Here is a 25,787-nt window from a genome sequence, read left to right as displayed (position 1 = left end):
TAATTAATCCGAAACATCTCAAAAACTGGTTTACTAATTGCTGCTACTGTACCTCATAACATCCGGAAGTGCTGTAATTAGCCCGAAAGACGCTCAGGATTTAATTAGGGCCGTAGAAAGCGGTCAAATTGCAATCAAAGAGGCGATTAAAATGGTTGAGGATGTGGTAAAAGCTGCTAAACCATAACTGCCTTCTGACTGCGTAACCTGGGAATGCTAAGTTGTAAGTCTGCGATCGCCCTTACTTAAACCAAGTGCGATCGCCCCCTAGTTTTCTGGAAAATAACGCTCCAAAAATTCCTTAGCCGTAACAATAGGAATCCCCTCATATTCCTGCAACACTAACAAATCCAGATCGCCCGTAACAATTGCATCAGCATCAGCAGCGATCGCAGTTCCTAAAATCATATTGTCATTAGCATCTCGTAACTCAGGCACGTTGATAGTGGAAATCGGATAAATCTCCACTAACTCTCGTGTTTCGCTCATTAAATCATGGAGATTCACTCTCAAAGCCTGAAGTTTAGAAAGAAATTTATCTTGACTCAATGTGCTTTGCAGTTCATCGAGCAACTCTTCAGAAGCACACACAGTAATTAGATAAACTTCTGCTAATTTTAATACTCTATCGGGTCTACCTCCCCACAACCACCCTGAGATAAAAATATTAGTATCCAGTACAACTTTCATGGTTGCGACTCTCTTTCCAAACGTTTCTCGCGACGTACTTCTCGCACAACTTCGCAAATTTCCTCCATTGTCATCGGATTAGGATCGAGGGGTAAAGACTCTCTACGCCGTCGTAGTTCCTCCCAGTCGAAACCTGCTACCTTCTCAAAAACAATACTATCTCCTGTAACTGTAACTGCATATCGATCCCCAGGCTTCAGTTGAGCCTCAATCTCAGCAGGAATTTCTAACTTACCGTCGGGGTTGACAGGAACAGTAATATTTGATTTCAGAATGTATTCTCGCAGGTGTTCAACAACTCTATCTTGCAGAGTTTCCGGCAGAGATTCCATAATCTCGACCAAAGTGGCGATCGCCCTTGATGACATAGCTTTATCCTCCTAGTAAATCAAGTTTTTATTTAGCATATTTGATGAGCTTATTCTCAATTTTAGAGCGATCGCCACCCCAACACCACCAATACCCCCAGACTTGCTACTGTAAAGAGAGTTAGATTTAATCAAAATCAGCGCAAGCAATTATGAGCGGTACTGTTACATCCCCCAACAACCTCAACCAGCAGCGGCCACTCTCCACGGCATCCGCTGACACTTCCAGTTCCCTGCTGGGCGACTTCATCCAAGAAACACTCGCCTTAACCAAGCGCCTGTTTATTCAATTGCAGCGCCGCCCCTCGACGCTAGTTGCAGGCATTATTCAGCCACTGATGTGGTTGGTTTTGTTCGGAGCTCTGTTTGAAAATGCACCCGCCGGCTTGTTCGGCGAAAGCCAGAATTACGGACAATTTCTCGGCGCTGGTGTAATCGTTTTTACTGCATTTGCCGGAGCGCTGAATGCTGGTTTGCCGATTATGTTCGATCGCGAGTTCGGATTTCTCAACCGCTTATTAGTCGCGCCGTTGGCTTCCAGATTTTCGATCGTCCTGGCTTCGGCTATTTTTATCGTCACCCTCAGCTTTATCCAAACCGGCACAATCGTTACAGCGGGAGCGTTTTTGGGCGCCGGATTCCCCGGAATTGCCGGACTGGGGGCGATCGCCCTAATTGTCCTACTATTAGTTTTGGGCGTCACCGGCTTGAGTCTGGGTTTAGCCTTCGCTCTCCCCGGCCACGTAGAATTAATTGCGGTAATTTTTGTTACTAACCTGCCGCTGTTATTTGCCAGCACAGCCCTCGCGCCGCTGTCATTTATGCCAGAGTGGCTGCAAGTTGTGGTGACTCTCAATCCTCTGAGTTATGCGATCGAACCCATCCGCTACCTGTACCTGCACAGCGATTGGTCGCTAGCCAGTGTGGTGATGCAGGCTCCTTGGGGTAATGTTACCTTTGGAGGAGCCCTATTAGTGCTGCTGGCGTTTGATTTGGTGGCGCTGCTGAGCATTCAACCGCTGCTGAGACGCAGGTTTGCTTAGTTAGGGCGATCGTGGCAAATCTGCGGGCGATCGTTTAACCTGCACCATCAATTGTAGGGACACTCCCAGAGCCCATTGGTGTCAACTTAACGTCAAACCCAGTCACAGAATGGTGTTGGATTATTAAGCCTAGATCCCCCCTAGCCCCCAAAGGGGGGAACCGGAAATGGATCAAAGTCCCCCTTCTTAAGGGGGATTTAGGGGGATCTGGACTCAGGTAAAAACGAGATTTATCAAGGCTTTCAGGCGATTGTTCACACCAATCGGCATGGCCGTATCCTTAGCCGCAGCGAAGTAATATAATATTTAGTCGCAAGTCAGAATATTGTTTAGATAGAATTGTTTTTTTGAAGATTCAACTAATAAATTATGAACACCAAAACTTCCAAATCCGGCAAATTGATGATGGGGATTGCTGCAAGCGCGATCGCATCCTGTGCTCTGTTCTCCCCTCAAGCAAGCTTCGCTCAAGCCAGCGGTTTAAATAATGCCCAACCGCTGCAAGACTTTCAAACTCAAGACAATACCGACCCATTTTCCGGCCGCAGCAGCGGAAGCGCAATATTTGATTTAATTCACAGATCCCAATTGGGAGGCGGCCGCAGCATGGAAGAATTTAATAGCGAACAGCGCCAAAATTTGAACGATGCGGCAGCAGAATTTCGCAACAAACAGCGCCAACTACTGGAAAAGCAAGCTGTACCTTCTGAAGGGGCGATCGCACCAGCAGAAATTACCGCCCCCGTCCCTTAAATTTACAACTGCTGTTTGCTCATTTCTCAGTCCGCGTGAGCGAAGCCAGCGCTTAGGCGGACTTCGTTTGTGTAGCAGCGATTTCAAGATCCGAATCTTATCTAAAAACCATCGCCCTTAATCCCGTTCCAACCACGCCCGCATCTTACCCGGATTAAGCAAACCGTAAGGATCGACCAACTCTTTAAACTGCAACTGTTCCAAATTAATACTTTTCATCCCTCCATCTTCCAATATATAAGTGTGAGGATTAGCAATCATTGCGCCTTGCTCTTCGTGATAGCGAATAATTTCATTGAGCCGTGATTCCGTAGTGTAGCGAACTATTTGCAAAGCCGCAGCGATCGCCCTGCCATTTATCCGCAAAAACTCCAAGTGCATCAACACCTCATCCCCATAATAATTGTACAGTTCCTCAATCAATTTCAAACCTTTATCTGGAGGAAAAATCGTCTGCAAATAAGTCAGAGAGGGGTCAGCGCTGCGAGCGTGCAGAGTTGTATGATTCCAAGTAAATTCAGCAATGGCTGCACCTTTGCTCGCTGCTTGCGCGTTTTTTTGATAGCAAATTGTGCCGCCATATTCGCGCACCAAATCTTGCAGCGGTTCCAGACAAGATTCAGCTACCATTAACAAAGCGCAGTGCTTACCTTCAGGAATCTCCTCGCGGAAAGCAGCAAAATAAGCAGGAATCGGCCAAGCACAAACACAAATTAGTTTTTTGATAATTCCGTCAGCATCGCCCAAAGCTTGACCGAAGTTTGCCGATGTCATAAAATCGTCAAAAGCAACGATAATTTCCGCCCAAGCATAAGCAGGGGCGAGGGGAATTTCTAACTCAGTAATAATCCCATTTGTGCCGTAAGCGTGATTGACTTTTTGCACTTCATCGCCCCGCAATTCGATGACGCGGGGATCGTCTTCCATTGTAACGACTCGAACGGCATGAAGATTTCCCCGATCGCACAATTGCCCGTAAGTTATCGAACCAATTCCCCCGCTACCGCCGCCGATAAATCCCCCAATCGTTGCGGTGCGATAGGTTGAGGGAACCATCCGCAATTCCCAACCAGTTTCTCGCGCTTGTTTGTCGAAAACCGACATTTTTACCCCCGGTTCTACGCAAGCTAAACCCGGTTTTATCCAGCGGATACTGTTCATTTTGCTGGTATCTAAAATGACGCCGCCCTTGAGGGGAATGCACTGGCCGTAATTGCCCGTTCCTGCACCTCTGATAGTTAGCGGAATTTTGGATTTGACGCAGGCTGCTGCAATCCTCAAAACTTCGGCTTCGCTGGCGGGACGAACTACTAAATCTCCTGTTTTATCACTTAACAGAGGTTGCAAAACTGGACTGAAGTGATAATAGTCTTGAGATAGCTTGACAACTTGCGCGCGATCGCTAATTATTTCGATTCCCGATAGTTCCGAAGAAAAAGCATCCCAGTCAATACTTTGAATCGCATTTGCAGTCATTTTGTTTTCTGAATCCTGACAGGATTATATATTTTTTCAAGCATAACTTAGTAACCTAAAATAGTAACTGCAATCTTTCTGTAAGCAGTAAGGTGCTGAGGTTTCAGCCTACATAGCTGGACTGCTTTTTTCAATTAACAAATCCCCCAAAGACTGCCATACCGTAGTATTTCCAAGGAACTGCAACCGTATCAAATCCAGATGAGGCCAGCATTTCCAACTGTGCCGAAAGTGTAGCTAGGCGATCGGGATTAGAATACCCGTAAGAGACACTTGTTCCCACATTGGCACGAATTTGTGCTAAGGTTTCCCCCTGATTTAGCGCCCAATCTTCTCGGGCTGCTTGATAAATATCTTTCATTGCTGCTGATTCTGCTAAAAGAGGATCAGCATTCCAAAAACAGCCACCAGCATTTAAACTTTCGCGAATGCGTTGAAACAATTTCAACTTCATCTCATCCTCAAGATGGTGAATTGCCAGAGATGAAATGCAAGCATTGAATTTATCGCCCAAGCCTGAGAAATTCGGATTGTTCGCCCATTCTCCAAAATCCGTTTCTATTCCAGTCCACCGGGCTGCGTATCCTGCCGACTCTATTTTGGCGCGGGCAAAATCAAGCATTCGCGGCGAGTAATCGACAGCAACTATTTCCGCAGACGGGTAGCGTTTGAGAACTTTTAAAGTGAGTTCACCCGTACCGCAGCCGAGTTCTAAAATGCGGTGGTGTGTGTTAGCAATGCAGCCTGCTAATACATCCAGCATTTCGTCATATTTAGGTAAAAGTCGCCGAATGCCGATATCAAAATCAGCAGTATTGACAAAAACTTCTCCCGGAAAAATTTCCTTGTTAGTAGGTGAGACAGTAGAGTCAGAATTCACGATCGCCAACCATAGACTACAATTGCTATCCTAACCGAGATAAAGCAAAAAGTGCGTGAAGTAGGGACAGGGCACTGCGGTGTCCTTAACTGAGCATCTGTACTTCACTCAACAGAAAATCCCTATAAAGTTATGGGTATTCTTACGGATAAGCGAAACACTCGCGGTAAACAATAATTAACCCTCCGTTGCACTCAGAGAGTCTTGCTTTACCCCGGACGCCAGCAAAACAGTCTGAGAAAGCAGTGTTATGTTAGTAGTGCATAAATTACCATCGAGATTAAACCTCACACTTGAGGATACCATGCGCCAGTTGATTTCTCCAATTCGGGCTGCCATCAGCCAATTAATTTACAAGCGAATTCTGCTTGCGCTGACAATTTTATTTTGTGTAGGTGTAGGAGTAGCGATGGCAAATATGTCTCGTCTTTCCTCTACCCTAATCGAATCGCAAGCCCTCCAAAATGCCACCCTCTATGCCCAAGCTGTTAAAGAAGCCCGCACCCTTTACAGTTCCGATGTTGTTAGTCCTCTAAACACCGCTAAAGCAATTAACTTTACCCATGACTACAACCCGACAAAAGTAACAGTTCCCGTACCAGCCAGTTTCTTAATAGAACTAGGCAACCATATCACAAAAAAAAATCCCGAAGTATCACTTCGTCTCTACAGCAACTACCCGTTTCCCTGGCGACGAAAAGAAGGCGGAGTCCGAGACGATTTTGAACGGCAAGCTATTACGTATTTGACGCAAAATCCGACACAAAAGTTTTTCCGCATAGATGATTCTCGCGGCAAACCAGCCTTTCGGTATGCCGAGGCAGATATTCTAAGTTCTAGCTGCGTTAACTGTCACAATACTCACCCTGACAGTCCTAAAACTGATTGGAAAGTGGGAGATGTGCGGGGGATATTAGAAATTACTCAACCTCTCGCTACCATCACTCAACATACTAAAAGTGAACTTAACAACCTGTTTTTACTGTTAGTAGGACTTTCAATTTTAGGCATCACAGGCTTAACTGTATCTATCAGCAGGTTGCGCCAAAATGCTAAACAATTAGAACAGCGTGTCAGGGAACGCACAGCACAATTGGAAGAAACTAATGTAGAATTGCTGAAAGAACAGGAAAAGAGCGATCGCCTGCTGCTCAATATTTTACCCCAATCCATTGCTACCAAGTTAAAAGACGGTCAAAGCAGTATTGCTGACGGCTTCGCAGAAGTCACGATTTTGTTTGCAGATATCGTAGGCTTTACCGTGCTTTCAGCACAAATATCTCCCGAAGAACTGCTCAAGTTTCTAAACGAAATTTTTTCAGCCTTCGATAGCTTAACGGAAAAGTACGGCTTGGAAAAAATCAAAACAATTGGAGATGCTTACATGGTAGTGGGAGGTTTGCCAAATCCCAGCACCAACCACGCCGAAAGCATTGCGGAAATGGCTTTAGATATGCAGGAGGAATTAGCAAAATTTAATGCCAAACATCATGCAGGAATTAACATTCGCATCGGCATCAATACCGGGCCGGCGATTGCGGGGGTTATTGGCACTAAAAAATTTATTTACGACCTCTGGGGCGATGCCGTCAATACAGCAGCGCGCATGGAATCCCACGGAATTGCCGGCGCGATTCAAGTCACACAATCCACTTACGATATCTTGCAAAATAAGTATCGGTTTGAAGACAGAGGAATTATCCACATCAAAGGCAAGGGCGATATGAATACTTATCTGCTTGCAGGCAGGCTAGTCAGCGCCGTTTCGGTCTAATTTGTTTATTATATTATTAAGGGGTATGCTAGTTAGTCCGAAGTCATCAGTCATTCGTTGTTAGTCGTCAGCCAAGAACTAACAACGAATGACTGCTGGCTGTTGACTACTGACAATTACAGGAATTACACAGGAGATTTGAGAACCCGGTTTCTGCGCGGTTGCTTTGTTGACACACCCAAAATAGATTACCAGAAACCAGGTTTTTTTTTAGATCCTACATTAGCCATTTGCAAAATAGTAAATTTTATGCCAGCGCGGATTTTATCATTCTTGAGCTTTTTCAAATCTCGCTTGTCTCGGCAAATAGCTTTGTGGGTATTTGCTAGCATTCTTGTCATAGAAGGAATTATTTTAGTTCCCTCTTATTTTCGGCGAGAAAATGAACTTTTAAGCCAACTGGAACAGGTATCTCGGGCGACTGTTGATTCCCTAGAGTTTTTGCTCCAACAAGATATTTCCGATCGCACTTTCTTGCAAGAAGAAGTAAAAAATATTACTAAGGACTCTCAAGTAGTCTTAGGACTATCTATTTACCGAGCTAACGGTGAACTAATATATACACTGGGCGAACCGCCAGAAATCAGTTTACAGCAACTAAAAAAAGCTCGTATAGTTCACCATCACAATTTCGATGGCAAGCGCTACGATATTGCTTGGACGGAGCGACATTTTGGAGGCGATTACATCTTAATTGTTCGCCACGATGCTTCCACTGTCCAGCCGGAACTCTACGCATTTATAGGACGGGTTGCTGTTCTAGTCATCATTATATCAGCCTTTGTCACTTCTGTGACTATGTTCTTTTTAGGGGTGACAGTAATTGCACCTATCTTGAGATTGCGCGATGACTTGATCGCTGCTGGAGATGCTTTGAGCAAAGATCGAGAACAACCTGATTTCTACTCTCTGTCAGTCAAGCGGGATGACGAGTTGGGAGAACTCATGGTTGCATTCAATCAAATGTTTCATCGAGTATACAAGGAAATTGCACAGCGGAAACAAGCTGAGGAAGTATTGCGCGCCGAACAAGAAAAGTCGGAACGTTTATTACTAAATATATTACCGGTAATGATTGCCGATCGCCTAAAACAAGGCCAGATAAATATTGCGGACGGATTTGCCGAGGTTACGGTTTTGTTTGCTGATATTGTGGGCTTTACCGAAATATCTTCGCGCACGTCTCCTGAAGAATTAGTCGAATTACTTAACAAAATATTTTCCTCTTTCGATCGCTTGAGCGAGCAATACGGCTTAGAAAAAATTAAGACGATAGGCGACAATTATATGGTAGCAGGCGGTTTGCCACTTCCCTGTACAAATCACGCCGAATCTATTGCCGAAATGGCCCTGGAAATGCAGCAAGAAATTATGAAATTCCGCGACGAATGCGGTAAACCTCTCAATATCCGCATTGGTATTAATACTGGGCCTGTTGTAGCAGGTGTCATCGGCACTAAAAAGTTTATTTACGATTTGTGGGGAGATGCTGTGAATACAGCTAGTCGCATGGAATCTCAGGGACTTCCGGGTAAAATTCAAGTTAGTAACTCAACTTATGAGTTGCTGTGCGATAAGTATTTGTTGGAAAAGCGCGGTAAAATTAATGTTAAAGGCAAAGGATCTATGACGACTTATTTGCTCAAAGGCCGAAAATTGTAACTGACAATTTTAACCATTGCCCGCGAATACGTGGTATGGGGGCTGACGTTGCAGGGCAGCCGCCCTCGACACCAAACTAGATTTTTTTTGAACGAACCGCGAAGACGCTAAGGAGGCGAAGTAAGAAAAGAGAAGAGAATATAAAGAGTTGCCATGTGAGTTAACATTGCTATATTAAAATGCGAGTTGATATTAGTTACCCGGGTAAAAATGACTGCGAATCAGGAACATAATTTTTCAATTTCACCGATTTGGCAGCCCTTCACCCAAATGAAAACGGCTGCCCCGCCGCTGAAGGTAATTCGCGGCAAAGGATCGGTGCTGGAATTAGCAGACGGGCGGCAAATTCTCGACTGCATTTCTAGTTGGTGGGTGACTGTTCATGGGCACAGCCATCCGGTTCTCGCCGAGGCTCTTTACGAACAAGCCCAAAAGTTAGAACACGTAATCTTTGCGGGATTTACTCACGAACCTGCCGAGAAACTTGCGAGTAAATTGCTAACTCATACGCCTGCTTCTTTAACGCGGATTTTCTTTTCTGATAACGGATCGACTGCTGTTGAGGTTGCTCTGAAAATGGCATTTCAATATTGGCGCAATCTCGGAGAAACTAACCGCACTAGCTTTATTAGTTTTGAGGGAGGTTATCATGGCGATACTGTGGGCGCGATGTCTGCTGGCAGAAGTTCGCTGTGGTGGGAATCTTTTGCACCTTTAATGTTTGCTGGGGATGTTGTTCCTTTTCCGGCGACTTTTGACGGCGATGAGGAGGTGGAAAGCAAGGAGGCGGCAAGTTTAGAGAAATTGGAGTTTTTGTTAAAGCAGGGCGGCTATGGGGGAATTTTTATCGAACCTTTGGTGCAAGGTGCCGGGGGAATGCGAATGTGCCGCCCTGAGTTTTTGCAGGCGATCGCACAACTTGCCCGCCAGTTTAATGTATTGTTAATTTACGATGAAGTAATGACTGGTTTTGGTCGCACGGGCGAACTGTTTGCCTCTGTTAAATCTGCAACGAAGCCGGATATCCTGTGTTTGTCCAAAGGATTGTCTGGCGGCTGTTTGCCAATTGCTGTCACAATGGCATCGGAGGATATTTATCAAGCTTTCTGGCGAGATGAACCGGACAAAGCTTTTTTTCACAGTCATTCTTACACTGGAAATCCTTTAGCTTGTGCGGTGAGTGTAGCATCCTTGGAGCTTTTGGAGCAAAACCCAAATGTGTATCAAGGGATGGAAAAATTGCACCGCCAATATCTGAATCAATGGCTGAGAAATCATCCTAAACTCGAACGGATTCGGACTTGCGGCACCATCGCAGCAATGGATGTGAAAACCGAAAGCGTTTCCGGTTATTTTAATGACATCGGTTCTGTTTTGAAAGCCAGATTTCTCGAAGCGGGGTTTTTGCTCCGCCCCTTGGGAAATACGCTTTACTTGATGCCTCCCTACTGCATTTCTCCTGATGAACTAGAATCGATTTATCGGGTGATTCGTCAGGTTTTGGATACTCTGTAAACCCTTTAATTTTAGTAATGAATTTACCCAATTGGAACGATTTGGCTGACGACGCGCTGGCGGGCAAATGTCTCTCTCGCGAGCAATCTTTAGCCGTATTGCGCGCACCGGATGAGGTTTTGCTGGAACAACTAAACGCAGCTTATCGGGTGCGCCGCCACTACTGGGGAAACCGAGTCAGGCTGCACTATTTGTTAAATGCTCAAAGCGGTCTTTGTCCTGAAGATTGCCATTATTGTTCTCAGTCAAAAATTTCGACTGCGGAAATTGAGAAATATCCGCTTTTAGCTAAGGAGAAAATTCTGGATGCCGCCCAACGCGCAGCAGAGTTAAAAGCTGGTACGTTTTGTTTGGTGATTTCGGGCCGTCAACCTAACGCATCTACTTTCGACCGCGTTTTGGATGCTGTCGAGACTGTGAAGGCAAATTATAACCTGAAAATCTGCGCTTGTTTGGGATTGTTGAGCGAGGAGCAAACTCACCGTTTGGCTAAAGCTGGAGTCGATCGCGTAAATCACAATCTCAATACTTCCGAATCATATCACTCGGACATTTGCACGACTCACACTTTTGGCGATCGGGTTGAAACCGTCGAACACGTAAAAGCAGCGGGAATCACAACTTGTTCCGGCGGAATTTTGGGGATGGGCGAATCGGATGATGATGCGATCGATTTAGCGCTTTCGCTTCGCAATTTGGGCGTTACTAGCGTGCCGGTCAACTTTTTTATTCCGATTCCCGGCACGCCATTTGCAGATGTGAACAGGTTAAATCCCCGCCAATGTTTGCGAATTCTCTGTTTGTTCCGATTTTTGCTCCCCAGCCAGGAAATTCGGATTGCTGGGGGACGGGAAGTGCATTTGCGATCGCTGCAACCTCTCGGACTCTACCCCGCTAATTCTATCTTTGTTGGCGATTATCTGACAACTCCCGGACAAGCTGCCCATCAAGATTGGGACATGATTCGAGATGCGGGATTTGCGATCGAATCCCCCGAAGGTTCTCTCTTAGAAGCTGATTCAGCAGTTAGTCAATCAAACCAAAAAACCCTGGTTGTGTAACTCTTATAGCAGTTTTCAATCGGATGAAATAGAGTAGGACACGGCCGTGCCGTGTCCCTACCCAATATCTATACTTCACGCTTACGCATGGGCGGATAGAAACCGGGTTTCTGAGGTAGCAAATGCGTCATCCGTAAGTTCTTAGATTGTAGCCAAAAACCCTTATTCTACAGTTGACATTCTTCAATCTAAAATCTAAAATCTAAAATCTAAAATCATACAAGAGGGGGAAATTGTGGACAAACACGAAGAAATTACGATCGCAGAATACCAGCTAACTGCCGAATCTTTCCGAGAAGGAACTTGGCATCACGACGTATCCCAAAATCGCGACGCACTGACGGCTGCCATGCCCCGCAATCCCGGTAAAATTCTCGATATAGGATGCGGCCCGGGACGAGATTTAGTAGCGTTCAAGAGCCAAGGACACACAGTTGTAGGCTTAGATGCAACTCCAGCTTTTGTAGAAATAGCTAAGAAGTTATCGGGATGCGAAGTTTGGCAGCAATCTTTTCTGAATCTCGACTTGCCAAATGCAGAATTTGACGGTATTTTTGCCAATGCTTCCCTGATTCACGTTCCCAGCGATGAGATGGTGAAAGTGCTGCAAGATTTGCACAAAGCTTTAGTTGTTAGCGGTGCAATTGTCATGTCAATGTGCCGGGGAAATTGGGAGGGATACGACGAGCGGCCGACGGGAAAACGCTATACTGCCGGATGGGAATATCATACTTTAGCGCCTTGTTTAGAACAAGCGGGATTTGCCATTGTCGATCGCTACTACCGCCCTCCCGGTTTGCCGCGCGAAGCTCAATCTTGGGTAGTAATGGTGGGCAGAAAAATCTAACGTAAATGGGAAATTGGGAATCGGTAATTGCGAATCATTCCCCTCTCTTCCTCTGCGTACTCTGCGCCCTCTGCGGTTAAATAAAAAAACTCATTCACTAATAGACAGAAGATTGTTGTATAATTATCCACAGTCAAATAAACCACTTTCTGCACCAATTAAATCCAAATTAATATGACAGAGAAATTCCACATTTTTTTAGCGGGTGCTAGTCGAGGCGTCGGTTTAGAAATCGCAAAATGTCTGGCAGCACAAAAAATGCAAGTAACTGCACTTTTGCGATCGCCCGCAACCAGTACCGAATTAGAAGCAATGGGCATCAAAGTCGTGACTGGCGATGCTTTGGATGCAGCAGCTATGGAAGCTGCGATGGCTGGCGGCGATCCAATTCATGCCGTAATCAGCACAATTGGCGGCTTGCCAAAAGATGGAGAAAGAGCCGACTATTTGGGCAACAAAAACTTGATTGATGCGGCTGTCAAAGCAGGCGTGCAAAAATTTATTTTAGTTTCATCCATCGGTAGCGGTAACAGTGCCGCTGCTTTGCAACCGCAGGTTTTGGAAACTTTGGGCCCGGTCTTAATTGAGAAAGAAAAAGCCGAAAATCATTTGAGAGAAAGCGGGATGATTTATACAGTGATTCGTCCGGGCGGACTCAAATCGGAACCTGCCACAGGCAACGGTATTTTAACAGAAGATTGTCTAGTTGCTGGAACTATTCACCGGGCGGATGTAGCGCAGCTAGTTTGTCAGTGTTTAGTTTCTGATGTTGCTAACAATAAAGTTTTGTCGGCTGTAGATAAACAGATGGTTTACGGCAATCCAGAATTTGAGGTATTAAATCTTTAGGGGCGGGTTTAGCGCAAAATAAGCTGTCTCGCATCTAAATTTTATTTTTTGGGCGGGCTAGAAGCCCACCCCACAGGAAAATTGAACTTTTGTGGAACAGGCATCTTGCCTGTTCATAAAAATGCTGCAAGATTTGGCACTCAAGAATCAAAGGGCTTAATCCACGATCGCCCGATCGCCCAATCCAAAACCAAACCCGCTATCGCAAACAATACCACACTCTCGACACCGCGAACCGCAAACGGCAATAACTCCTGTAGGGCGGGCATCTTCCCGGGTTCAAAAAACAATCCAGCATCCAATTGTCCAAAAGCCCGCACTAACCCAAAAGCCAACACCGCACCAGATTTAAGCTGCGGGTTAACATCTCGGCGAATCGCATAGCGGTAAGTCACGCCGAACAAAAAACCGCCCAAAAGTGCGATCGCCCCTCTGAAGACAAAATTTAGGTCAATTTCCCTTACCTGCAAACTCGCCAGAGAATCCAACCGATCCGCTACAATTAAGCTATTACCAAGGGCGATCGCCCCAAAACCCAGCAAACAAGACAAAGCAGCAACACTCCCTGCTTTCAAAGATTCTACCCGTTCAGCCGCACTAAAATTTGACGAGTCCTTCACAGCGCCCTCATTTCAAAAATGGCTCAAATTGACTTATCATAAGGTTTGGAGTCACTTTGTACAGTTTGTTCAATAAATAGCTATGGATATTTTGTCACTCGGTTGGGTTTCGGTGCTAGTTCTGTTCTCCTTCTCAATTTCAATGGTCATTTGGGGACGCAACGGTTTCTAGATTCCACAATAGCTTGCGGGGCACGCTTTTTAACGGCCCCGCATTTTTTTAAATCCTATTTAACACACTCAAAATAACAGGAGTTGGAAACATGACAGCAAAAAAAATCTTAATGCTAGTCGGCGACTTTGTAGAAGACTACGAAGTAATGGTGCCTTTCCAAGCACTGCAAATGGTAGGTCACACCGTCCACGCCGTCTGCCCGGAAAAAGCTGCCGGCCAAACAATTCGCACCGCAATTCACGACTTTGAAGGCGATCAAACCTACAGCGAAAAACCCGGTCACAACTTCACTTTAAACGCGACTTTTGACGAAATCAACCCGGCAGACTACGACGCTTTGATTATCCCCGGAGGACGCGCCCCAGAATACATCCGCCTCAACGAACAAGTGCTGCAAATTACCCGCTACTTTGCCAACAGCAAAAAGCCGATCGCATCTATTTGTCACGGCTTACAGGTTCTAACAGCAGCAGGCGTACTCGAAGGCAAACGCTGCACCGCATACCCCGCTTGCAGCCCTGACATACTCCGGGCCGGCGGCAAATATACAGAAGTTCCCGTTACCGAAGCCGTAGTCGATGGCAATTTAGTCACCGCCCCCGCGTGGCCAGCACATCCTAACTGGCTGGCCCAATTCCTGAAAGTTTTGGGAACGAAGATCGAACATTTAGAGAAAGTCGAAGTGTGACTATTTTTACAGTCAAAGTTAAACCTAATTCCAAACAGCAAAGCATCGAAGAGCAACCCGACGGCAGCCTCACAATACATCTCAAGTCGCCGCCAGTCGAGGGTAAAGCCAATCAAGAATTAATCATGCTGTTGGCGAAAAAGTTTAAAGTGCCGAAATCTGCGATCGGCATTAAATCCGGTTTTTCTTCGAGAAATAAACTTGTGGAAATTCCAATCGAACCTTTAACAGACAAATAAAGGTAATAACAAATCTATCTAAAGAGGGATATAGACTCAACTTTAAAAGTATATATTAATAGTTGTAGAGTTAGAATAAAAAATTATGAGCATTGAAAATAGAGTCGAAGCAACAGCGAAGAATATTGAAGGCAAAATCCAAGAAGCGGCTAGCGAAGTTACCGGCAATCAGAAAGATAAATTAGAAGGTCAAGCCAAGCAGGATGAAGCCTCAGCAATTCACCTGAAAGAAGACCTCAAAGATAAAGCAAAAGAGATTGTAGACCGAGCTTAGTAACAGTTTTTCCTACAAGTTTCCTGCCTACTAAATCCCGCCAACGATATGTTTGCGGGATTTTTTATAATGAGCATAAATTATTTGTACCAATATCTTGGGGCTGGTTTTACCAAGCATAATTGGCCAAAACTAACCATCTGATAAACCCGCACCCACCCCCCAGAAAAATTCAGAATTAATTGAATTTAACGGTTGGGCGACGATGCTTAATCGGGGTTATTCGTTGGGTGGGGGTGGGTTTCTCAACATTATTGGTGCGTGGCAAAATTCATCGGCGAACCGCCCCTACAGATTCTACTAATTCATCATGCAAAAGCATTAATTTTGTGGCAGGAATTGTTTCCATTGCATAAATTGTGCCATCTTGATGAGAAAATTCTACCTCAAAAGCACTGCCATCAAATTCCTTCACAACTGTTTCTCCTTGTCCTTTATATAATTTAATGATTTGTTTTGTTTCAAAATGGCTTGCTTCTAAATCTTCAGTTAAAGCAACAATATCTAGGTCTTTAATTGTTTTCATTATTTTTACTTCACTTGTTGACTTGGCTGGGGGGATTTATCAAGATTAGTCCTGGAGGCAGAAACGGCGTTTTTACCAAATACTGCATCCCGGCCTTTAACTAGGAGTGAGAAACCCGGTTGCTTTGGTTCTGATGCGCCAGTTCTAAAGATTATTGGGCCGTGGCCAAATTCACGGGTGAACCCGCCCCATGCCCGATGCGATTTTCGATTTTCGATTACAATTACCAATCAATCTAAAATCTAAAATTTAAAATGTAAAATCTAAAATTGCCCACTGCTAATGCCCACAAAAAAGCCAGGGATGGATATCCCCAGCTCGAAACATACCAGAATTAGTTTTTGGAGTTGGTAGGGCGATGTTTCAGAATAGACCCCACCCACTTTTACCCAAATTAAATCAGGGTAATGTCAGAAGCCGTCAGGCCCGGATTGCCATTAAGTTTTGCCAGTATAACCCCTTGGTTAGGACCAGCAGTACCGTCAGGGTCAAATCCTAGTCGTCCGGTTCCATTTTCATAAAAGAGGAACGCTTCGTTCGCACCCGCCCCGGCTGGACCAAACTGGCCAGTGTAAGCCCCGCTCTCAAGCACCAAGAACGACCTCGAAGAAAGTCGATTCGTACCTTGGACTGCACTCAATCCGGGGAAGCTGTTGAATTGCAAGATAAACTTGTCTTGACCGACAACAAAATCGCCGATTTGGTCTGGCCCACTACCCGAGTCGCCCTCGCCGAAATTGTTGTAGTAGAAGCTGTCATTACCCGCTCCGCCAAGCAGCGTGTCAGCACCAGGCCCGCCACCGAGAGAGTCGTTACCGTCACCGCCGATCAAATAGTCGTTCCCAAAGCCGCCCAGCATGGTGTCGTTCCCGCCGCCAGCATTTAAGGTATCGTCCCCGGCTGCTCCGAGGGTAGCATTGAATGAGTCGCCGAACAGGATGTCATCCCCGTTACCAGTAGTGATCACATCAGTGCCGTTGCCACCAATAATGAAGTTGCTGCCTAAGGTATCGGTAATCAAGTTGGCGACTGTGCCGCTAAAGGTGACGCCGCTAGCGTAGGAGATGAAGTCGTTACCCGCAAAGTTGCCGATCACTTTATCAAACTGGGTGCCAAAGATGATGGTGTCACTTCCCTCACTACCGTTCATGAGGTTGGTGACGGTGAAGCTGCTGCCAGTAGTAGGATTGGTGTAGCCTATTAACAGATCGTTGCCCAGCCCGCCGTCTAAAGTAACCAAAGCAGTACCAGTAGCATTACCAAAAAAGGCCTTGGTAGCATCGATAGTATCGTTGCCATCTCCACCGGCTGCATTAGTAAAGGTACCGCTCAGGCTGTCGTTGCCATCGCCGCCGATCATCGTATCGCTGGAGAAGGCAGCGACGATCGTGTCATTGCCTACTCCGCCGTCGAGCAAGTTGCGACCCGCGAAGCCCGGAAATGCACTGGAGGCGCCTACGCTCGATATTACATTCGGCACGGACGCCGACACGATGAAGTCGTCGCCTGCACCTCCCAACGCAGTATCAGAAGTGGCAAAAACCCTGATCGTGTCGTTACCGTCGCCGCCGTCAAAGAAGTTTCTGCCGGCGCCAAACTCGCCGATCGCCCCGGTGAGAGAATCGTTGCCGCCACCGCCGAGCAAGGTGGTTCTCTCAATGCCGATCGTGATGACCTGCGAAATAAATGGGCTGCTTTGCGTACTGTTGGTAATGACTAAGATGTCGTCGTCATTATCGCCCGACAGGTAGCTGTTGCTGGCCACACCTCTTAGGGTGTCGTTGCCTTTACCGCCAAATAGAGTGTCTCTTACATTGATACCTACAACCAAGTCGTCGCCATTATCACCCCGCAAGTAGTTGCTGCCTTCATTGCCAGCGAAGCCAATACCCAAGCCACCCTGTAAAGAAAGGTTGTTGCCACCGCCTGCGATGAAGAAGCCGATCGCGTCATTGTCCTTACCGCCGTAGAGGGAATCTCCTCTCTGCGCCCCTCCCAGAATCGTATCTGCGCCCTGATTACCGAACATCAGGTTAGCTTCGACAGTACCTTGGAGGACGTCTTCTCCCTCGCCGCCGACCAGGGTAGCGCGGGCTTCAGCGACTATGGTGTCATTGCCCGCGTCGCCAAATAGCAAAGCCGGAGTGCGCTGAGATCTGATTGAATCTTCGTCGTCGCCGCCGTATATGGTATCGTTCGGGCCAACTGAAATCAGAGTATCGTTATCGGCTTGGCCAAATATTAAGCTGCCGCCCAGGGTGGAAGTTTTAACGAAATCCGCCCCAGCTCCGGCGAATACTGTATCCGGGCCTAGTCCCGGAAGGTTTAAATCTAGTTGATTAGGATTGTCATCTAACGTTGTCATAAAGCTTCACTCCTCTACTTGTTGATCATCGCTCGTGCGACTACAGACACTGCCTACAACACCGAATGTTTGGATTCCGCTGTAGTTTAACCTGTTTGCCAGCCGCAAGTCTAGCCTACTGGCGTTAACCCTGTCTAGACTTTCTCCCTCGCGGATTTTTTGCTTGTAAGCTTTTATTTTCAAAGTCTTCACCCTTTAATAATCCTGGTGCACTGTCTCAGGTGCTCACGCTCCATAAGACGCGGCTCATATTCTTAATGTTCCATTCTGGATTGGCGGTCGGGGATCGCGTCCGGGGGAGGAAATTAAAGATTAAAAAAGGCAGATCTGGGTGATCGGGAAGACAATAAAAATTGGGAGATTTGTTAGTTGGTAACAAGGCTTTGTGGCAATTTCAGGTTTTCCAGGCAGGGCCGTCATTTAATAATTCTGGCCCGGATTGAACTCCGTACCGATCCGGGCTTTAAAAGTCTACGCCCCGCTTTAGTTCTACGCCCCGATCGCCGTAGTGTTTGTGACAGTATACCTCGGAGTGTACGCTTGCCAAGTCAAAGTAAGCGTGGGGTTTGTGGCAGCGCCCGGTGATAATAATTTCTGTATCCCGCGGCTTGCGTAGCAGGGCTTCTACGATCGGCTCTACCGGCAGCAGTTCTAAGTCTACTGTGGGATTGAGTTCGTCGAGAATAATCGTTTTGTACCAGCCACTGGCGATCGCACATTTGGCGATTTCCCAGCCGCGTTCTGCTTCGATGCAGTCTAGCTCTTGCTGTTGCCCCCGCCAAACTATAGCATCTCGGCCGCACCGCTGGTGATCTACTAGCTGCGGGTAGCTTTGCCGCAAAGCTGCGATCGCCGCATCTTCTGTATAACCGGTGCCACCTTTGAGCCATTGCACGATTAACACCCGGTGAGATTGGTCTTGACTGATACCCCTACCTATTGCCTGCAAAGCTTTGCCCAAAGCGCTCGTAGACTTGCCTTTCCCCGCTCCCGTGTATATTTCAATACCGGAAATATGATGCTCGGCCGCTGCGGGGTGATAGTGGGGCTTCATTTCTGAGTGTAAGTCGGCAATCTCCAGCAAAGCTTCCGGGGCCGCTCGGCCTGTGGCGATGACTTCTAAATATTCTGGTTTGTTTTTGAGGGTTTGGACTACTTCGTCAACTGGCAGCAAACCCAAGTCCAATACGGGGTTTAGTTCGTCTAGTACCACGACGGAATAGAGCTCGCTGGCGATCGCTCCTTTGGCGATATCCCACCCTCGCTGAGCTTCTGCGCGATCGAAGCGGGTGATTGCTTCGGCCCCAAAATATTCGGCTCTGCCGGTACGCACTTGGTCGATCAAGTGGGGAAATGCCCGTTGCAAGGCTTCTATTGCCCCGTCTTCGTCGTAGGAGCGGCCGGGGCCTTTGAGAAAGCGCAGCAACAAGACTCTCGTGGGCGAGTCAGAATTGATACCCAGCCCGATCGACCGCAACACTACTCCCAAAGCTGCCTGAGACTTGCCTTTACCAGCGCCGTCGTAGACGTGAATCTGACCCGCAGCGCGTTCCGACCGGGATGAGGCTGTCCGAATACCAATGCCATTCCTTACCATAATCAGCAGTTGTTTGAGTCTGTATCGGGGTGGGTATTCGATCACGCGCCTTGAATGTTTAATTTTTCCATTCTCTTGGCGGATCTCAACAGATTATACGATAAGTTCTAACCCCCAATCTTTTAAGCAGCGATCTAACGGAATCAGGTGCTCAAACCTCCGGTTAAGATTATTCCGTTTGTGCTGTACAATTAAAATTTAACACGGACTGATATACCTAAAAGCTTATGATTGCGAGTGTTTTCCCATTTCGGACTGTTTTGGTGCAAATTTTAATTATGTTTTTGGCGATCGCGATCGAATCGTGGTTTTTGCAAAAACTACTTAAACTAGGCCCCAAAACCAGCATTGAATATACAGCCATCCTCAATCTCTCTTGCACTTGCGTAGGATGGTTAGTTTTCTTCGGCATTGAAAGCGTTCTTAGCAAAGATTTGCGGGAACAGCTTATCGGTTATATTTTATTAGGAAGAGCGGATAATGTTTACGCTCCAATAACTATGATAGCCCTCTCAATATTAGCAGTAACTTTTCTAGCTAAATGGCAGGGATTAGAATTCATAGAGAACATGGTTGCCGGCAATAAAAAAGCTTCCAAACCTCAGTTTTTAGGACCGCCCACCCTCACCCGCCGTCCTCCCAAAAAAACTTTTCAAGTAACTACCCAGTTTGGGGGAATTTTAATCGCCCACACTGTTAGCAATCTCGTTATTTTAACCGTGTTGTTTTTGCAAAGCGTCTATTGAAATTTATGATGAAGCAATTTTTTGATGCCACTCAGCAACTCACTAAGCTGACGAACAACCTTTGGGAAACCAATAAAAAAATCCAAAAGGCGATGATTCCGCCTAAAGTTGTCCACTGGAAGACTCCTTTACTGCTCAGCATCTTTTTAGCTTTGCTGACAGTGGCGGCCGTCACTGACTGGCGGACGAGAACTCTGCTTTTTGATATGAGCTGGTTATTTTTTATACTTTCAATGGGTTTGCTGACCAGCCAGCAACCTTTTGTGATTAAAGGAGTAAGTCTGAGTCCGTGGGTGACAAGCATCTTAATTGGCTTGTGGTTACTGATAAGATTGCCCTCGGATAGGAAGGAAATAGCGTGGATATCCGGCCCACTTATAGCAGTAGTAGTTCTTGCGACAATAGAGATTTGGAATAGCGAGTCAAAACGGGAAGGTATCAGGTCGTTGGTGCGCCCTCAGTTTTTGATGATTACTCTAGTTCACGTGCTGTTTTCCTGTTGGTTTGCTTTTCACTTTTTAATTCAAGGTTGGATACAACAGTATCCGAGCGTTTTATCTCAGGATTTGAGGCAAAGCGATTATGTGGTGACATTTCAACGACCAACTATTAATCGCTCCCGAGGAGTTGTTATCCTCAATGCAATGGAGCGATACCTGCAAAATGAAGCTCGCACAAAACCGTGGGCGCAGGTAGAGCAAATGTTAATAGATATTGACAACGAGCGATTTTTTCTGAAGAATCAAGCTTTAAAAACAACTGGGATAGTCCCAGAAGATGCGAGCTGGGATGTCAAAACTTCGATCGTCCAAGGAGAGTCCCGCTATCAGTTAGAGATGCAGGCAACTTGGCTGGGGCTGGTTTTTCGACCGGAAATATATTCGTTTACCAAATCTTGCGAGGTGTTCGATATAGGAAATAGGGCGACTGTAACCTGCGGTGCCATCAAACGCTCTCAACCAGGACAGAAAAAAGATGGAACGGCGCGGGACAGTCAAGTTTGATTCTGTCTCTGTTAACTAATTGCGATGGGTATAGCGGGACAGTGGGAGAGTCGGAGAGTGGGAGCTTCTGAGAGTCTGAGATGGAAAAAATCCTCTTTCTTCCCTCTTCTCTCTTCCTTCTTCCTTCTTCCTTACACTAAAGTATGGCGAAAGTTTCCAGCGAGTTAATAACTAGATGAATTTAAGAAGAATCTTGACAGTCGCGACCAATGTATTTTGGGAAGTAATTCGCGATCGTATCCTTTACTTAATTATTATTTTTGCTCTGTTGATGGGCGCCTCGGTACGGTTGATACCGGAATTGGCAGCGACAACCGAAAAGAAAATTATCTTAGATGTCGGTTTGGCTGCTATGAGCATTCTCGGTGTAATTGCCACAGTTTTTGTGGCTACCGGATTGGTCAACAAAGAAATTGAAAAGCGCACTGTTTATCTGTTAGTGGCCAAGCCAATAAGTCGGGCTGAGTTAATTGTGGGCAAGCACTTAGGGCTGTCGGCGGTGCTGGCGGTGCTTGTAGCAGCAATGACTGTTATCTATCTGGCTATTCTGAGTTTGAGCCGCATTCCTTTCCCTTTGGAAAGCATTTTAATCGCTTCGCTATTCATCTGGTTTGAGCTGTGTCTCATGGCCGGTGTCGGGATTTTATTTGGGGTGTTTAGCAGTTCGCTGTTGGCAACTTTACTGACATTTGGCGTTTATTTGATGGGACATTCGACGCGGGATTTAGTGGCTTTGGGCAAGTTAACTAAAAATCCTGGAATTGAACAATTGATGATGGGACTTTATTTGGTTTTGCCGGATTTAGCCAGATTCAATTTGAGAAACGATGCTGTTTACGGACAAGTTCCTTACTTGGCAGGTTTGATTACAGATGCTGGCTACGGTTTGCTGTATGTGGTGCTGCTGCTGTCAGTTGCGATCGCCATATTTTCCCGTAGGGAATTTTGAAAGGCGCATTCGGCACCTTCAGGGTAATTGTTTGTAGTGAAGACTAAAATCCTCACTACAAACAATTTTATTATCGACTTAGCGCGCTAAGATATAGAGAAGGTTATCGATTACCAATCTCGACTAAAACTCAAACTTTTATTGGTAAAATGAGGTGACTTATGACTACTGTAATTCACAAACCGATATCGCAGCTCAAGATTACTTGGCCGCTGCTACCCGATGATTTCATCCTACCAGACGACCCCGTGGAAAATATAGAACATTCTTTAATCTCTAACGGTTTGCGTCAGTCTGTAGTGGATTCCCCGGAACTAATGCAAGACGCACTAATAGTTTCTAATTTTGCTTTGTGTGCTGCTGTGGACGATCGCACTATTTGCAAAGCCCCAGACTGGATGTACGTGCAGCCAGTTCAACCTTGGCCTCACAACTATCCCCGCCGCAGTTACACGCCTCATACCGAAGGAACTGTCCCTTTTGTAGTGATGGAATTTCTATCAGCTACTTACGGCGACGAATACTCTGTCGAACACACAGAAGAAATCGGCAAGTGGTTTTTTTACGAACAAGTAATCAAAGTTCCTCGCTATGTCATTTTTCGAGCGTATACAGGCAGAATAGAAGTTTATGCGCTTGAATCCGATCGTTATGACAATCAAAATCCTGATGAAAACGGCCGTTATTTAATACCTGGATTAAATCTATTTTTGGGAGTGTGGCAGGGAACTCGCGAAGGTAGAACGGGATATTGGCTGCGCTGGTGGACGGAGGGCGGAGAACTGCTTTTGTGGCCGGAAGAAAGGGCAGAAAATGAACGCCACCGGGCAGAAAATGAACGCCAGCGAGCCGATCGCCAACAGCAAGACAAAGAGTTAGCCGAGACGCTGCTGGAACAGGAAAGACAGCGAAATCAAGAGCTTTTGGCTCGATTGGCAGCCCTGGGGATCGATCCAGAATAGCATTAGAAGTCCGATGTCCGTCGGAAGAAGGAAGAAGTTCCAGGGAAGAAGGGAACCCGATCGAGATGTGCTTTCTTCATCCTTTTTTCTTGAGTCTGCTTTCTTAATCCTGTGTTTGTAACAAAAAGTTGAAATTATGTTAGTAGAAAAACTCCAACAATTAAAAGATATTTTCGCACAGATGGAACGGGCTTTGATTGCCTACTCCGGCGGAATTGACAGCACTTTGGTAGCCAAAATCGCTTTTGATGTATTGGGCGATCGCGCTTTGGCAGTTACTGCTGTTTCCCCGTCTTTACTGCCAGAAGATTTAGAAGATGCGCGCATTCAAGCAGCAGAAATTGGGATTGCCCACCAGGAAGTAGAAACTCAGGAAATGGCAAATCCCAATTACACTTCTAACCCAGTTAACCGCTGCTATTTCTGCAAAAGCGAACTGCACGATACTTTGAAACCCCTAGCACTAGCAAAGGGTTATCCTTATGTGGTGGATGGGGTTAATGCTGACGATTTAAAGGATTACCGTCCCGGAATTCAGGCTGCGAAGGAACGCGGCGCGCGATCGCCTTTAGCAGAAGTAGGCATGACTAAATTGGAAGTGCGGCAGTTGGCCAAAGAATTGGGTTTGCCTTGGTGGGACAAACCGGCTCAACCTTGTTTGAGTTCGCGCTTTCCTTACGGCGAAGAAATCACCGTGGGAAAGTTGCAAAGAGTGGGGCGCGCTGAACGGTATTTGCGACAGTTGGGAATGAAAAATTTGCGAGTGCGATCGGACGGAGATACGGCGCGCATTGAGTTACCAGCACAGGAGATTCAGGAGTTTGTGGTAAATACGGATTTGCCTGCATTGGTGGCGGTGTTTCAGGAGTTTGGTTTTGTGTACGCGACTTTGGATTTGGAGGGGTTTCGCAGCGGCAAATTAAATCAGGTTTTGCAGCAGGAGTTGCTGGGGGCGAAAGGTTGATTAATAATTATCCTGAAAAGACGATGGCAATTTCGCTAAATTTGCATAAATCCTGACTGCTGGTTAAAGGAATAGCATAAACTAAAGTAGCAGCAAGAGTAGCAGCAAGTTTTATGAAAGTTAAATTTAGGTTAATTTCCGTCGTGTTGGCTTTGTTGTTGTCGGCGTACATCCCCTTTCGGGTGTTAGCTAACCCGCAACCTTCGGGTGATACAGTTAGTTCTGCACTGTGGTGGCAAGTTGCTGTGTACAATCAGGTACAACAAATTAAAGATCGGCAATATCAAGGGTGTGTGTGGGGCGATTCTATTTCCTCGGCTCTGGGAGACTCTTTGGGAGCAGAAAATTTTAATTTTGCGATCGGAGGGATGAGTTCAGTTTCGCTGCTAGAACAGCTTAAACTTGTAGTGCCGCTTCGGTTTACCTGCAAAAAAGCGATTGTGGCGATCGGCACAAATGATGCTATGTACGGCATTAGCGATGAGCAGTTTGTCAGTAATTTAAAAGAGGCGATCGCCGTGATGCGATCGATCGGAACAAAACAAATTATTCTGATTCCTGCTTTTTACTCAACTCTTGCCGCCAGCTACAATCCTAAATTTGCCGGAACAATTGCCAGAGTTGACGAAATCAATGTTCTCATCAATAAAGTAGCCGCCGACGAAAATCTGACCGTAGAATCTAGCGGTATACAAGCCTTGTTTAAAGAAAAAGCCCTGAATGAAGATTTAACAATAGACGGCGTTCACCTCAATGCTAAAGGTTTAGATATATACAGAAAAGTTTTGTTAAATATTTTGAATATTCCCTTAACAACTAGCAATTTTTATGAGATAATATGTGTTTAAATTATTACTTCAAATTCCTTGCGGACTTTAATCGTGTGTTTTGAACTCAACGACCCCAATCATTTTTTTTGCAGGGAGGACTGAAGATCAATGGCACTGAAAAAGTCTCAATCACGCCCTCCGTGTAGATTTCAAGACAGAGCGAGGTTCCTGCATTCGAGGATACGGTTTCGGTCTGCGTTTCAAGACTCTAGGTTCGGAACGCTCAGGTCGAATCATGAGTAAATTAGTTGCCACCTGTTCCAACAGCAATTGATGCCATTGTCGCTGTTGGCGTTTCCCTGTAGTTGCCAACAGCGTCAAGAACTGATTAAACAACTGCCGAGTTGATTGGAATGAGGCTTGAAAAGCTGTATGTTCTGACGAAGATACGGCCTGCCACATAATGGTACGTAATCAAGTGTAAGCTAGTAAGTGTGTCCAGATTTCCTTTCTCACCATTGTCGGAGTTTTAGCTGTTAACATCTCCATTTTCAACGTGGTTTTAAGGTAGCGTAAGTTAACTTCTGCCCCTGACCAACGTAGCCCATATAAAAGAGTTAATTTTGGCACCGTATATCGTTGGGCATCGAGTAATGTTGTTACTACAATAATCCGTTGAGATTGAAAACCACGGCGTTGAATACGCAAGCAGACTTCCCGAACCATAAAATTAGAGGGCAATGCCTCAAAGTCCTGATTCATCATGTGTTCTGGACAATGTTTTGGCTTCTCCCATACCACTTTATGGTCGCCTATTCCCAACTTCTTCCCCCGTCGAAAGTCCGTCTTACGCCAATGATTTTTGCGGAAAATAGCATCGGCTCCCTGCTGTTTTACCAAAACTAAATCTAGATAGGGTTTGCTGAATAATCGATCGCAAACTAAGAACAGGAGCGATCGATATATTCAAACTCAACTAAAGATAGATTT

The 25,787-nt window shown here is 45.9% G+C and carries 28 protein-coding genes and 1 pseudogene; 19 read left to right on the top strand and 10 right to left on the bottom strand.

What is annotated here, in order from left to right; genetic code table 11:
- Positions 1-37: 37 nt before the first annotated feature.
- Positions 38-187 carry a hypothetical protein gene (locus QUA04_RS21505; protein WP_333260434.1) on the top strand — a complete coding sequence of 50 codons (150 nt, stop codon included), beginning with the start codon at positions 38-40 and terminating at the stop codon, positions 185-187.
- Between the two features lie 80 nt (positions 188-267).
- Here the strand turns inward: QUA04_RS21505 and QUA04_RS21500 are convergent, their stop codons facing one another.
- Together QUA04_RS21500 and QUA04_RS21495 are read right to left on the bottom strand one after the other, a co-directional pair.
- Positions 268-690 (bottom strand): putative toxin-antitoxin system toxin component, PIN family, encoded by a 423-nt coding sequence (locus QUA04_RS21500; protein ID WP_333260431.1) that lies wholly within the window; start codon positions 688-690, stop codon positions 268-270.
- Positions 687-1,058 (bottom strand): hypothetical protein, encoded by a 372-nt coding sequence (locus QUA04_RS21495; RefSeq protein ID WP_333260428.1) that lies wholly within the window; start codon positions 1,056-1,058, stop codon positions 687-689. Before QUA04_RS21495 ends, QUA04_RS21500 begins: the two co-directional genes overlap by 4 nt.
- Before the next feature lie 152 nt (positions 1,059-1,210).
- Between QUA04_RS21495 and QUA04_RS21490 the strand changes: the two genes are divergently transcribed.
- Entirely contained in the window at positions 1,211-2,101 is an 891-nt protein-coding gene (locus QUA04_RS21490) for an ABC transporter permease (RefSeq protein ID WP_333182652.1), read from the top strand.
- A 369-nt stretch (positions 2,102-2,470) separates the two neighbouring features.
- Positions 2,471-2,854, top strand: coding sequence for a hypothetical protein (locus QUA04_RS21485; protein ID WP_333260425.1), 384 nt, complete (start codon positions 2,471-2,473; stop codon positions 2,852-2,854).
- Positions 2,855-2,971: 117 nt separating this feature from the next.
- Here QUA04_RS21485 and QUA04_RS21480 read toward each other — a convergent pair whose 3' ends face one another.
- Positions 2,972-4,330 (bottom strand): FAD-binding oxidoreductase, encoded by a 1,359-nt coding sequence (locus tag QUA04_RS21480; protein WP_333260422.1) that lies wholly within the window; start codon positions 4,328-4,330, stop codon positions 2,972-2,974.
- 130 nt (positions 4,331-4,460) lie between these two features.
- Complete coding sequence (locus tag QUA04_RS21475; protein ID WP_333260419.1) at positions 4,461-5,210, bottom strand: methyltransferase domain-containing protein; 750 nt, start codon at positions 5,208-5,210, stop codon at positions 4,461-4,463.
- Between the two features lie 454 nt (positions 5,211-5,664).
- Here QUA04_RS21475 and QUA04_RS21470 point away from each other — a divergent pair.
- From QUA04_RS21470 to QUA04_RS21445, 6 genes and pseudogenes are all read left to right on the top strand, one after another.
- Positions 5,665-6,984 (top strand): annotated as a pseudogene (locus QUA04_RS21470) (adenylate/guanylate cyclase domain-containing protein); the annotation flags it as partial.
- A 249-nt stretch (positions 6,985-7,233) separates the two neighbouring features.
- Positions 7,234-8,646, top strand: coding sequence for an adenylate/guanylate cyclase domain-containing protein (locus QUA04_RS21465; protein WP_333260416.1), 1,413 nt, complete (start codon positions 7,234-7,236; stop codon positions 8,644-8,646).
- A 210-nt stretch (positions 8,647-8,856) separates the two neighbouring features.
- Positions 8,857-10,161: an adenosylmethionine--8-amino-7-oxononanoate transaminase gene (bioA, locus tag QUA04_RS21460; RefSeq protein WP_333260414.1), complete on the top strand. Its 1,305-nt coding sequence runs from the start codon at positions 8,857-8,859 to the stop codon at positions 10,159-10,161.
- 17 nt (positions 10,162-10,178) lie between these two features.
- Positions 10,179-11,222: a biotin synthase BioB gene (gene bioB, locus QUA04_RS21455; protein WP_333260412.1), complete on the top strand. Its 1,044-nt coding sequence runs from the start codon at positions 10,179-10,181 to the stop codon at positions 11,220-11,222.
- A gap of 235 nt (positions 11,223-11,457) precedes the next feature.
- Positions 11,458-12,069 carry a methyltransferase domain-containing protein gene (locus QUA04_RS21450; RefSeq protein ID WP_333260409.1) on the top strand — a complete coding sequence of 204 codons (612 nt, stop codon included), beginning with the start codon at positions 11,458-11,460 and terminating at the stop codon, positions 12,067-12,069.
- Between the two features lie 174 nt (positions 12,070-12,243).
- Complete coding sequence (locus tag QUA04_RS21445; protein WP_333260406.1) at positions 12,244-12,918, top strand: SDR family oxidoreductase; 675 nt, start codon at positions 12,244-12,246, stop codon at positions 12,916-12,918.
- Between the two features lie 140 nt (positions 12,919-13,058).
- Here QUA04_RS21445 and QUA04_RS21440 read toward each other — a convergent pair whose 3' ends face one another.
- On the bottom strand, positions 13,059-13,538 hold the full coding sequence (locus QUA04_RS21440) for a hypothetical protein (protein WP_333260403.1): 480 nt from the start codon (positions 13,536-13,538) through the stop codon (positions 13,059-13,061).
- A gap of 82 nt (positions 13,539-13,620) precedes the next feature.
- On the opposite strand from QUA04_RS21440, the gene petN reads away from it, so the two are divergent.
- The 4 genes from petN (at position 13,621) to QUA04_RS21420 (ending at position 14,914) form a co-directional block, all read left to right on the top strand.
- Positions 13,621-13,710: a cytochrome b6-f complex subunit PetN gene (gene petN, locus QUA04_RS21435; RefSeq protein WP_071883976.1), complete on the top strand. Its 90-nt coding sequence runs from the start codon at positions 13,621-13,623 to the stop codon at positions 13,708-13,710.
- 91 nt (positions 13,711-13,801) lie between these two features.
- Positions 13,802-14,401: a DJ-1/PfpI family protein gene (locus QUA04_RS21430; RefSeq protein WP_333260401.1), complete on the top strand. Its 600-nt coding sequence runs from the start codon at positions 13,802-13,804 to the stop codon at positions 14,399-14,401.
- The gene (locus tag QUA04_RS21425; RefSeq protein WP_333260398.1) at positions 14,398-14,640 is read left to right on the top strand and encodes a DUF167 domain-containing protein; all 243 of its coding nucleotides are present in this window, start codon (positions 14,398-14,400) and stop codon (positions 14,638-14,640) included. Before QUA04_RS21430 ends, QUA04_RS21425 begins: the two co-directional genes overlap by 4 nt.
- A gap of 85 nt (positions 14,641-14,725) precedes the next feature.
- A complete protein-coding gene (locus QUA04_RS21420; RefSeq protein WP_333025464.1) occupies positions 14,726-14,914 on the top strand; it encodes a CsbD family protein in 189 nt (62 codons plus the stop codon).
- 271 nt (positions 14,915-15,185) lie between these two features.
- Here the strand turns inward: QUA04_RS21420 and QUA04_RS21415 are convergent, their stop codons facing one another.
- From QUA04_RS21415 to QUA04_RS21405, 3 genes are all read right to left on the bottom strand, one after another.
- Positions 15,186-15,440: a DUF4926 domain-containing protein gene (locus tag QUA04_RS21415; RefSeq protein WP_333260395.1), complete on the bottom strand. Its 255-nt coding sequence runs from the start codon at positions 15,438-15,440 to the stop codon at positions 15,186-15,188.
- Positions 15,441-15,834: 394 nt separating this feature from the next.
- Positions 15,835-17,805: a calcium-binding protein gene (locus QUA04_RS21410; RefSeq protein WP_333260393.1), complete on the bottom strand. Its 1,971-nt coding sequence runs from the start codon at positions 17,803-17,805 to the stop codon at positions 15,835-15,837.
- Between the two features lie 463 nt (positions 17,806-18,268).
- Positions 18,269-19,402, bottom strand: a complete 1,134-nt coding sequence (locus tag QUA04_RS21405) for a cob(I)yrinic acid a,c-diamide adenosyltransferase (RefSeq protein ID WP_333039380.1) — start codon at positions 19,400-19,402, stop codon at positions 18,269-18,271.
- Between the two features lie 227 nt (positions 19,403-19,629).
- On the opposite strand from QUA04_RS21405, the gene fraC reads away from it, so the two are divergent.
- The 6 genes from fraC (at position 19,630) to QUA04_RS21375 (ending at position 24,875) form a co-directional block, all read left to right on the top strand.
- Complete coding sequence (gene fraC, locus QUA04_RS21400) at positions 19,630-20,148, top strand: filament integrity protein FraC (protein WP_333260390.1); 519 nt, start codon at positions 19,630-19,632, stop codon at positions 20,146-20,148.
- 5 nt (positions 20,149-20,153) lie between these two features.
- Complete coding sequence (locus QUA04_RS21395; RefSeq protein ID WP_333260387.1) at positions 20,154-21,152, top strand: DUF5357 family protein; 999 nt, start codon at positions 20,154-20,156, stop codon at positions 21,150-21,152.
- Between the two features lie 175 nt (positions 21,153-21,327).
- Positions 21,328-22,101, top strand: coding sequence for an ABC transporter permease (locus tag QUA04_RS21390; RefSeq protein WP_333260385.1), 774 nt, complete (start codon positions 21,328-21,330; stop codon positions 22,099-22,101).
- Positions 22,102-22,262: 161 nt separating this feature from the next.
- Entirely contained in the window at positions 22,263-23,063 is an 801-nt protein-coding gene (locus tag QUA04_RS21385; RefSeq protein ID WP_333260382.1) for a Uma2 family endonuclease, read from the top strand.
- 136 nt (positions 23,064-23,199) lie between these two features.
- Positions 23,200-24,027 carry an ATP-dependent sacrificial sulfur transferase LarE gene (gene larE, locus QUA04_RS21380; protein WP_333260379.1) on the top strand — a complete coding sequence of 276 codons (828 nt, stop codon included), beginning with the start codon at positions 23,200-23,202 and terminating at the stop codon, positions 24,025-24,027.
- A gap of 113 nt (positions 24,028-24,140) precedes the next feature.
- Positions 24,141-24,875 carry an SGNH/GDSL hydrolase family protein gene (locus tag QUA04_RS21375; RefSeq protein WP_333260376.1) on the top strand — a complete coding sequence of 245 codons (735 nt, stop codon included), beginning with the start codon at positions 24,141-24,143 and terminating at the stop codon, positions 24,873-24,875.
- Positions 24,876-24,986: 111 nt separating this feature from the next.
- On the opposite strand, the gene QUA04_RS21370 is transcribed toward QUA04_RS21375, so the two are convergent.
- Together QUA04_RS21370 and QUA04_RS21365 are read right to left on the bottom strand one after the other, a co-directional pair.
- Entirely contained in the window at positions 24,987-25,259 is a 273-nt protein-coding gene (locus QUA04_RS21370) for a hypothetical protein (protein WP_333260373.1), read from the bottom strand.
- A 12-nt stretch (positions 25,260-25,271) separates the two neighbouring features.
- A complete protein-coding gene (locus QUA04_RS21365; RefSeq protein ID WP_333260370.1) occupies positions 25,272-25,697 on the bottom strand; it encodes a hypothetical protein in 426 nt (141 codons plus the stop codon).
- Positions 25,698-25,787: the final 90 nt, after the last annotated feature.

The organism is Microcoleus sp. S13_C5 (assembly GCF_036700845.1).
In the GTDB taxonomy this organism is placed as follows: Bacteria; Cyanobacteriota; Cyanobacteriia; order Cyanobacteriales; family Microcoleaceae; genus Microcoleus.
This window is presented reverse-complemented; position numbering and strand designations above follow the sequence as displayed.

What these genes read in the sequence shown, in the direction of transcription:
- QUA04_RS21500 (WP_333260431.1), bottom strand. Translation starts at nt 690, where the DNA reads ATGAAAGTTGTACTGGATACTAATATTTTTATCTCAGGGTGGTTGTGG.
- QUA04_RS21495 (WP_333260428.1), bottom strand. Translation starts at nt 1,058, where the DNA reads ATGTCATCAAGGGCGATCGCCACTTTGGTCGAGATTATGGAATCTCTG.
- QUA04_RS21490 (WP_333182652.1), top strand. Translation starts at nt 1,211, where the DNA reads ATGAGCGGTACTGTTACATCCCCCAACAACCTCAACCAGCAGCGGCCA.
- QUA04_RS21485 (WP_333260425.1), top strand. Translation starts at nt 2,471, where the DNA reads ATGAACACCAAAACTTCCAAATCCGGCAAATTGATGATGGGGATTGCT.
- QUA04_RS21480 (WP_333260422.1), bottom strand. Translation starts at nt 4,330, where the DNA reads ATGACTGCAAATGCGATTCAAAGTATTGACTGGGATGCTTTTTCTTCG.
- QUA04_RS21465 (WP_333260416.1), top strand. Translation starts at nt 7,234, where the DNA reads ATGCCAGCGCGGATTTTATCATTCTTGAGCTTTTTCAAATCTCGCTTG.
- bioA (WP_333260414.1), top strand. Translation starts at nt 8,857, where the DNA reads ATGACTGCGAATCAGGAACATAATTTTTCAATTTCACCGATTTGGCAG.
- bioB (WP_333260412.1), top strand. Translation starts at nt 10,179, where the DNA reads ATGAATTTACCCAATTGGAACGATTTGGCTGACGACGCGCTGGCGGGC.
- QUA04_RS21445 (WP_333260406.1), top strand. Translation starts at nt 12,244, where the DNA reads ATGACAGAGAAATTCCACATTTTTTTAGCGGGTGCTAGTCGAGGCGTC.
- petN (WP_071883976.1), top strand. Translation starts at nt 13,621, where the DNA reads ATGGATATTTTGTCACTCGGTTGGGTTTCGGTGCTAGTTCTGTTCTCC.
- QUA04_RS21430 (WP_333260401.1), top strand. Translation starts at nt 13,802, where the DNA reads ATGACAGCAAAAAAAATCTTAATGCTAGTCGGCGACTTTGTAGAAGAC.
- QUA04_RS21420 (WP_333025464.1), top strand. Translation starts at nt 14,726, where the DNA reads ATGAGCATTGAAAATAGAGTCGAAGCAACAGCGAAGAATATTGAAGGC.
- QUA04_RS21415 (WP_333260395.1), bottom strand. Translation starts at nt 15,440, where the DNA reads ATGAAAACAATTAAAGACCTAGATATTGTTGCTTTAACTGAAGATTTA.
- QUA04_RS21410 (WP_333260393.1), bottom strand. Translation starts at nt 17,805, where the DNA reads ATGACAACGTTAGATGACAATCCTAATCAACTAGATTTAAACCTTCCG.
- QUA04_RS21405 (WP_333039380.1), bottom strand. Translation starts at nt 19,402, where the DNA reads ATGGTAAGGAATGGCATTGGTATTCGGACAGCCTCATCCCGGTCGGAA.
- fraC (WP_333260390.1), top strand. Translation starts at nt 19,630, where the DNA reads ATGATTGCGAGTGTTTTCCCATTTCGGACTGTTTTGGTGCAAATTTTA.
- QUA04_RS21395 (WP_333260387.1), top strand. Translation starts at nt 20,154, where the DNA reads ATGATGAAGCAATTTTTTGATGCCACTCAGCAACTCACTAAGCTGACG.
- QUA04_RS21390 (WP_333260385.1), top strand. Translation starts at nt 21,328, where the DNA reads ATGAATTTAAGAAGAATCTTGACAGTCGCGACCAATGTATTTTGGGAA.
- QUA04_RS21385 (WP_333260382.1), top strand. Translation starts at nt 22,263, where the DNA reads ATGACTACTGTAATTCACAAACCGATATCGCAGCTCAAGATTACTTGG.
- larE (WP_333260379.1), top strand. Translation starts at nt 23,200, where the DNA reads ATGTTAGTAGAAAAACTCCAACAATTAAAAGATATTTTCGCACAGATG.
- QUA04_RS21375 (WP_333260376.1), top strand. Translation starts at nt 24,141, where the DNA reads ATGAAAGTTAAATTTAGGTTAATTTCCGTCGTGTTGGCTTTGTTGTTG.
- QUA04_RS21370 (WP_333260373.1), bottom strand. Translation starts at nt 25,259, where the DNA reads ATGTGGCAGGCCGTATCTTCGTCAGAACATACAGCTTTTCAAGCCTCA.